Origin of the sequence: Curtobacterium sp. MMLR14_002 (assembly GCF_001864975.1) — a bacterium.
GTDB classification, from domain to species: Bacteria; Actinomycetota; Actinomycetes; order Actinomycetales; family Microbacteriaceae; genus Curtobacterium; species Curtobacterium flaccumfaciens.
The window spans coordinates 35,785-42,141 of sequence record NZ_MJGT01000069.1 but is presented as its reverse complement, the minus strand read 5'-3'; the positions used below and the strand labels follow the sequence as shown (position 1 = coordinate 42,141).

General features: G+C 72.8%; 8 protein-coding genes. 4 read left to right on the top strand and 4 right to left on the bottom strand.

Annotation, left to right across the window (positions count from 1 at the left end; genetic code table 11):
• Window positions 1–33: 33 nt before the first annotated feature.
• The 3 genes from BIU91_RS18950 to BIU91_RS13340 all read right to left on the bottom strand — a co-directional run bounded on the left by BIU91_RS18950 (window position 34) and on the right by BIU91_RS13340 (window position 2,434).
• Entirely contained in the window at window positions 34–600 is a 567-nt protein-coding gene (locus BIU91_RS18950; protein ID WP_071405850.1) for a GNAT family N-acetyltransferase, read from the bottom strand.
• A gap of 110 nt (window positions 601–710) precedes the next feature.
• Complete coding sequence (locus BIU91_RS13345; RefSeq protein ID WP_071405849.1) at window positions 711–1,580, bottom strand: VOC family protein; 870 nt, start codon at window positions 1,578–1,580, stop codon at window positions 711–713.
• A gap of 68 nt (window positions 1,581–1,648) precedes the next feature.
• Window positions 1,649–2,434: an SDR family oxidoreductase gene (locus tag BIU91_RS13340; RefSeq protein WP_071405848.1), complete on the bottom strand. Its 786-nt coding sequence runs from the start codon at window positions 2,432–2,434 to the stop codon at window positions 1,649–1,651.
• A gap of 127 nt (window positions 2,435–2,561) precedes the next feature.
• Between BIU91_RS13340 and BIU91_RS13335 the strand changes: the two genes are divergently transcribed.
• From BIU91_RS13335 to BIU91_RS13320, 4 genes are read left to right on the top strand one after another with little or no spacing between them, the layout of a single operon-like run.
• Entirely contained in the window at window positions 2,562–3,137 is a 576-nt protein-coding gene (locus BIU91_RS13335) for a hypothetical protein (protein WP_139196520.1), read from the top strand.
• Complete coding sequence (lepB, locus tag BIU91_RS13330; RefSeq protein WP_084741262.1) at window positions 3,134–3,781, top strand: signal peptidase I; 648 nt, start codon at window positions 3,134–3,136, stop codon at window positions 3,779–3,781. Before BIU91_RS13335 ends, lepB begins: the two co-directional genes overlap by 4 nt.
• Entirely contained in the window at window positions 3,778–4,596 is an 819-nt protein-coding gene (locus BIU91_RS18230; protein WP_139196521.1) for a helix-turn-helix transcriptional regulator, read from the top strand. Before lepB ends, BIU91_RS18230 begins: the two co-directional genes overlap by 4 nt.
• A 38-nt stretch (window positions 4,597–4,634) precedes the next feature.
• The gene (locus BIU91_RS13320) at window positions 4,635–5,492 is read left to right on the top strand and encodes a helix-turn-helix transcriptional regulator (RefSeq protein ID WP_071405846.1); all 858 of its coding nucleotides are present in this window, start codon (window positions 4,635–4,637) and stop codon (window positions 5,490–5,492) included.
• A gap of 59 nt (window positions 5,493–5,551) precedes the next feature.
• On the opposite strand, the gene BIU91_RS13315 is transcribed toward BIU91_RS13320, so the two are convergent.
• Entirely contained in the window at window positions 5,552–6,091 is a 540-nt protein-coding gene (locus BIU91_RS13315; RefSeq protein ID WP_071405845.1) for a hypothetical protein, read from the bottom strand.
• Window positions 6,092–6,357: the final 266 nt, after the last annotated feature.

Genomic DNA, 6,357 nt, shown 5'->3' with positions numbered 1-6,357 from the left:
TACCGGGCCTCCCGTCCGTTGTCTGAAGCGGGTCTAGACCTGCTGGCCGTTCAGCCAGATCGGGCCGGCGGGCCAGTCCTCGAGCTGCGCTGCCACCGGCAGCGCCATCCAGCCGCCCTGCTCGGTGTTGCTGACGCCCGCGCCCTCGGCCGTGAACGCCGAGAAGGTGCCGACGGCCTCGGGGAACTCGTGCCAGCCGAGCTTCGCGTAGAAGGGGATGCGGTCCTCGCCCGCGCCGAGGAACCCGAAGGGGACGCGGAGTCCCTCGAGGACCGCCGCGGTCCGGGTCATCAGCTCGCGGCCGACGCCGGTGCCCTGCAGTCGGGGCGACACGGCGACCAGGCCGGTGTCGCCGACCAGGACGTCTTCGCCTCCGACGGAGATGTACATGCGGCGGATGCCGACGTGGGCCAGGACGACCCCGTCGGCGTCGTGCGCGAGCACCCGGCGTTCCGGCTGCATGCCGGACCAGCTCCGGCCGCCCACGTACCAGTGCGACCAGTCGGGGAAGGCCTGCCCGAGCAGCGCTGCGATCGCTTCGTGGTCGGGGAGCGACAGCGTGCTCTCCTCGACCACCTCCCACCGGATGTCGTCAGTCACGGGTCCATCCTGCCGGTCCGGCGGCCGGTGTGGGGAGGTTTCGCGCTGGGCGACACCTCGCGGGGCCGCGCGCGCGCGGGGTGTCGCCCAGCGCGAAGCGTCGCGACGTGTCAGCCGCGACCGGGCGTGGTCACCTCGATGCGGTTCGCCCAGGGGTCGTCGAACGCGACGGTCCGGCCGTCGTCGGCGAGCTCGACGCCGCCGTGCCGCATGCGTTCGGTCAGGGCGCCGAGGTCGTCGGCCGCGGGGACCTCGATGCGCACGAGCCCCAGGCCCAGTGCGAGCTGTCGACGCCCGGCGCCGCGGGAGTTCCACGTGTTCATGGCCATGTGGTGGTGGTACCCGCCGGCGCTGACGAACAGTGCCTCGCCGAAGCCGGCGGTGGTCTCGAAGCCGAGGGTGTCCACGTAGAAGGAGCGCGCGGCGTCGACGTCGCCGACGGACAGGTGCACGTGGCCGACCTTGCCCGGGCGGGCCGCGGCGGTGTCCAGGGCGTCCTGCGTCAGGTGGGACTGCAGGAACGCGTTCGGGTCGACGTACTTCGTGTCCATGTCGACCATGCCGTGCGTCCACGACCACTCGGTGCGGTCGCGGTCCCAGTACAGCTCGACGCCGTTGCCCTCGGGGTCGGTGAAGTAGAACGCGTTGCTCACCAGGTGGTCGGCGCTGCCGGTGAAGCCCGCCGGGTACTGCGTGGCGACCGAGTACAGCGCGGCGGCCAGGTCGGCACGGGTGTCGAACAGGATCGCCGTGTGGAACAGGCCGGCCTCGCGGGGTCCGGCGTGCCGCATCGCGGGGGCGTGCTCGAGGACCACGATCGGCGTGCTGCCCCGGCCGAGCACGGCGACGCCGCCGTCGTGGGAGAGCAGCGACAGCCGCACGCCGTCGCGGTAGTACCGGATCATCGCGTCGAGGTCGGCGACGCGGAGCGTGACGGCGCCCATCCCGGTGTCGGCGGCGAGCAGTTCGTGCGTTTGCATGCACCTAGTGTGTGCCAGTTTGGTTGACGCGTCAACCAATTCGATGACGCGTCAACCAGATGGGTGCATCAGGCGCTGTTCGAGATCCCGCCGTCCGACTTCAGCAGCTGCCCGTTCACCCAGGCGCCCTGCTCCGAGCAGAGGAACCCGACGAGCGCGGCGGTGTCCGACGGGCGTCCGAGTCGGCCGAGCGGGGTGCCCTCGACGGCCCACCCCTTGACCTCGTCGGACATCCAGCCGGTGTCGTTCGGGCCCGGGTTCACCACGTTGGCGCTCACGCCGAGGCTGCCGAGCTCCTTCGCGGCGCCGAACACGATCCGGTCGAGCGCGCCCTTCGACGCTCCGTACGGCAGGTTGTACGCGATGTGGTCGCTCGTCAGCGCCACGATCCGGCGTCGGTCGCGCGGTGCGGCGTCCCCGGCGCGCTCGAGCCCGGCCGCGTAGGCCTGCACGAGCAGGAACGGTGCGCGGGCGTTCACGGCGAAGTGGCGGTCCCACGACTCGACGGTCGTGGTGCGGAAGTCGGAGTCGACGGACTCGCAGTGCGACATGACGAGGGCGGTGACGGGGGCGCCGGCTTCCGCCTCGGCGCGTCCGACGAGTGCGGCCGCCTGCTCCGGGTCCTCCAGGTCGACCGGGAGGCGCGTCACCCGTGCTCCCGCCGCCTCGCACTCCTGCACCACCGACTCGACCCCGTCCGGGTCCGCCCCGCCGCTCACGCGGTCGTCGTAGGGCCCCCACCACGAGATGGCGAGGTCCCAGCCGTCGGTCGCCAGCCGGGTGGCGAGCGCTGCGCCGATGCCGGCTCTGCGACCCACCCCGGTCACCAGGGCGAGTGGTCGTGCGGACGTCATCCGTGCCTCCTGTCCGGCGCTCCGTCGCACCGATCGGCACCCAGTCTGCCGGAACCGGACACCCGTGTGACCATCGCACCCGGTGTCCTGTCGGCGGACGGCCGACCGCGGGGGCCAAGATGGACGGATGCCACGCACACGACGGCCCTCCCGACCGGGGCGCGGACCCCGCGGCGGTCGCCCGGACCCCCGCGACCTGCCGCTCGAGCACGTCCGCGACCGGATGTCGTCGTACATCTACGGCAACATCACGGTGCTCGCCGTCGCGATCGCGGTGAACCCGGAGCAGATCCACCACGGCGCCGCGGTGGCGACCGTCCTGGCGACCGCGGTGCTGACGTACCTGGCGCACGTGCTCGCGCACCTGGTCGCGCACGGGCTCGGCGACGACGGCGAGGAGTCCGCTGCGGACCGCGCTGCGCGCCGCGACTCGGTCGCGACGATCGTCCGGAACGCCAACCCGATCGCGACCTCCGGGCTGATCCCGGCGGTCCTCTACGCGGCTGCCTGGATCGGGTGGCTGCCGGCGGAGTGGGCACAGATCGCGGCGACCGTGATCCTGGTCGTGCGCATCGGGCTGGTGGGCGTGTTCATGCAGCGGTTCAGCGGGAAGCAGCCGACGTTCCTCGGGTTGTGGGGCGGCATCGTGCTGGCCGCGGTGGCGTTCGTGATCGGTGTCGTCAAGGTGGTGTTGACGCATTGAGTGACACGCACGCCGACGCCGGACCCCACTCCGAACCCGCCGCCGAGAGCGAGCCGAAGCGCGGCGGTCTGCGGTTCCTGCGCGACCTCGTCATCATCGTCGTCGTGGCGCTGTTGGCGTCCTTCCTGGTGAAGGCGTACCTGGTCCGTTCCTTCTACATCCCCTCGGCCTCGATGCAGAACACACTGCTCGTCGGGGATCGGGTGCTCGTCAACGAGCTCGTGCCCGGGGTCGTCCCGCTGCAGCGCGGTGACGTGGTGGTGTTCCAGGACCCGGGCGGTTGGCTCGGCATGGGCCAGGGCGACGACCTGATCAAGCGGGTCATCGGCCTGCCGGGCGACACGGTGTCGTGCTGCGACGCCCGGGGCCGTCTGTCGGTGAACGGGCACGCGGTGGACGAGCCCTACGTCGTGCTCGAACGCGGGTCGGACCGTGTCGCCGGGAAGGACTTCGAGATCACCGTGCCGAAGGGGCGCATCTGGGTGATGGGCGACAACCGGTACGACTCCGCCGACTCGCGCGTGCACGGCACCGTGCCGGTCGACGACGTCGTGGGGCGGGCCTTCGTGACCACGTGGCCGATCTCGCGGTGGTCGGTGCTGTCCCGGTACGGCGACGAGTGGGACCGGGTCCCGACGCCGTGACCGCGGACGACGAGGGCTTCGGCTACGAGACCGGCGGGGACGACGACCTGTCGATCCACCGGATCGCGACACCGGGCAAGCGGTCGGGGACGATCGGTCCGCGCCCCGACCACGTCGTGTTCTGGCTCGCGGACGGCCGGGCCAGCCTGACCGCGGACGACGGCGAGCACTGGGAGGTCGGCGCCGAGCGGCCGATGATGCTGTCGGCGTCCGTCGCGTACGGGTTCGAGACCGACGCGACCGCCACGACGCTCCTGCACCTGTCGCCGTCGCTGCTCGGCGACACGGTGGAGTCCTCGGTGTTCGGGCAGCCGGACGCGGCCGATCCCGCACTCGAACCGCTGCGGGCACTGCTGCGCGAGGCCTCCGGGCGCATCCTCGACCCGGCTCTGCCCGCCGCCGACCGTGCGGCCCTGAACCGGCGGATCGCGACCGTCGTCCTGTCGACCTTCGCCCGGTCGCGATCGGACGTCGCGGACCGGATGCGGCGCGCGATCGGCTTCGTGCACGACCACGCCGACCGGACGCTGACGGTGGCGGACGTCGCAGCGGCCTGTGACCTGAGCGAACGCGGCCTGCAGGACCTGTTCCGCCGTCGACTCGGCGTCACGCCCATGCAGTACCTGCGCGAGGTCCGGCTCGACCGGGTGCACCTGGAGCTGGGGCGGCCGGGTTCCCGCGCGCTGCTCGTCAGCGAGGTCGCGCGCCGGTGGCGGTTCACCCACCTGGGGCGGTTCGCGGCGTACTACCGGGAGCGGTTCGGGGAGCCGCCGCACCAGACCATCGCGCGGAGCGGCACACCCGGAGAACGGTAGTTCTCGCGTTCTTTGCGGATTCCGGCTATCCTGCTCGCGTGGATGCGCGACGGTCCGAACTGGGGCAGTACCTCCGCGCCCGTCGGGCACTCGTCCAGCCCGAGGACGTCGGCCTCACCCGCGAGCCCGGACGACGAGTGGACGGCCTGCGCCGTGAAGAGGTCGCGCGGCTCGCGGGCATCAGTCCCGAGTACTACCTGCGGCTCGAACGCGGCCGTGACCACCAGCCGTCCGACCAGGTACTCGTGGCGCTCGGCCGGGCCCTGCGGCTCGACCACGAGGCCGTCGACTACCTGCGCCGACTCGCACACGCCGAACGCCGCCGCCCCGAGGGGGCCGTACCGCCGGGACTCGACGACTCGGTCCGGTCGCTGCTCGCGCAGTGGTCGCACACGCCGGCGTTCGTGATGGACCGCAACCAGGACATCATCCTGTCCAACGCCCTGGCGAGCGCCCTCGGCCCCGGCTACATGGAGCCGGGCGCGAACCTCGTCCTGCAGATGTTCTCCGAGGCGTCCCGGCAGCACGCGGCCGACTGGGACCGCACCGCGCACCGGGTCGTCGCCGCACTCCGGCTGCACGCCGAACCCGAGGACCCCCGGCTGCAAGAGATCGTCGGCACGCTGACCCTGCAGGACCCGGACTTCGCCCGCATCTGGGCGCGGCACGACGTCGCCGTGCAGCGCACCGGGGTCTCGCGGCACTGGATCGACCCGATCGGGTGGGTCGAGTTCCGCTGGCAGAACCTCGCGATCCCGGGCAGCTCGCACGTGCTCGTGACCTTCTGGGCCGACCCCGGCACCCCCGCAGCCGCGGCCGTCGCCTACCTCGCCGCGCAGGTGCAGCAGGGCACCGCCCGCCGGCAGCCGGTCGTGGGCGAGACCGCGGTGGGCTAGCCAGGCGGTCGTCGCGGTCGTCGCGGTCGTTGCAGCCGCGGCGGTCGCTGCGCTCCCGGTCAGGCGGTCGTCGCGCCCTCGTCGAGCAGCGCCCGGAGCGTCGTGAGCCGCGCGGCGGACTCCTCGTCCGCCGCCGCCCACACCACGAGCACGTGCTCGGGGTCCTCCAGCCGGCGCAGCTGCTCCCACCGCAGGTCGATCCGGCCCACCAGCGGGTTCTCGAACGCTGACTCCCCGCGGCGAGCCGGCCGCACCGCGCCGCCGGCCCACTCGGTCGCGAACGTCGTGCTCCGCGCCATCAGCTCGCCCAGGAGTTCCTGGAACCGGTCGTCGGCGTCGTGCTCGTCCAGCGAGTCCCGGAGCATCGCGGCGGTGCGGTGCGCCTCGGCCTCCCATCCGTCCACCGAGTCCTCGACCCAGGGGTTCAGGAAGGTGAACCGCGCCAGGTTCGTGCCGACGGTGAGGGACGCGGACAGGGCACCGGCGAGCCGGTTCGCCGCCACGACGTCCAGGTGGCGGTCGAAGACCACGACCGGTTCGGCGAGCGCGTCCACGAAGTCCTGGGCCGACGTCGTCGTCGTGCCGTCCTCGTGTTCCATGCGATCACGCTAACCGGCCGCGCCGTGGAGCAGGGGGGAGAAGGGGGCCCCGGCGGGGACCCCGTCGCTGCGCCTCCGCCCCGCAGGGGGACCTCGGCACGGTGTGTCCGACCGTCGGAGGGCACCGTGCGCCGCACCCGGAGCCGCCGGCACGCGCTGCCAGCGGGGGTGACGGGCAACGACAGGGACACGACGGTGCAGGGGCCGCAGCCCTAGCGTGACGACGCCGGGACCCCCCGGTCCCCGCACCACCCCAGACGATCGTC

Excerpts from the sequence above, each read along its gene's own strand:
- BIU91_RS13345 (WP_071405849.1), bottom strand. The coding sequence starts at position 1,580 with ATGCAAACGCACGAACTGCTCGCCGCCGACACCGGGATGGGCGCCGTC.
- BIU91_RS13315 (WP_071405845.1), bottom strand. The coding sequence starts at position 6,091 with ATGGAACACGAGGACGGCACGACGACGACGTCGGCCCAGGACTTCGTG.
- BIU91_RS13335 (WP_139196520.1), top strand. The coding sequence starts at position 2,562 with ATGCCACGCACACGACGGCCCTCCCGACCGGGGCGCGGACCCCGCGGC.
- BIU91_RS13340 (WP_071405848.1), bottom strand. The coding sequence starts at position 2,434 with ATGACGTCCGCACGACCACTCGCCCTGGTGACCGGGGTGGGTCGCAGA.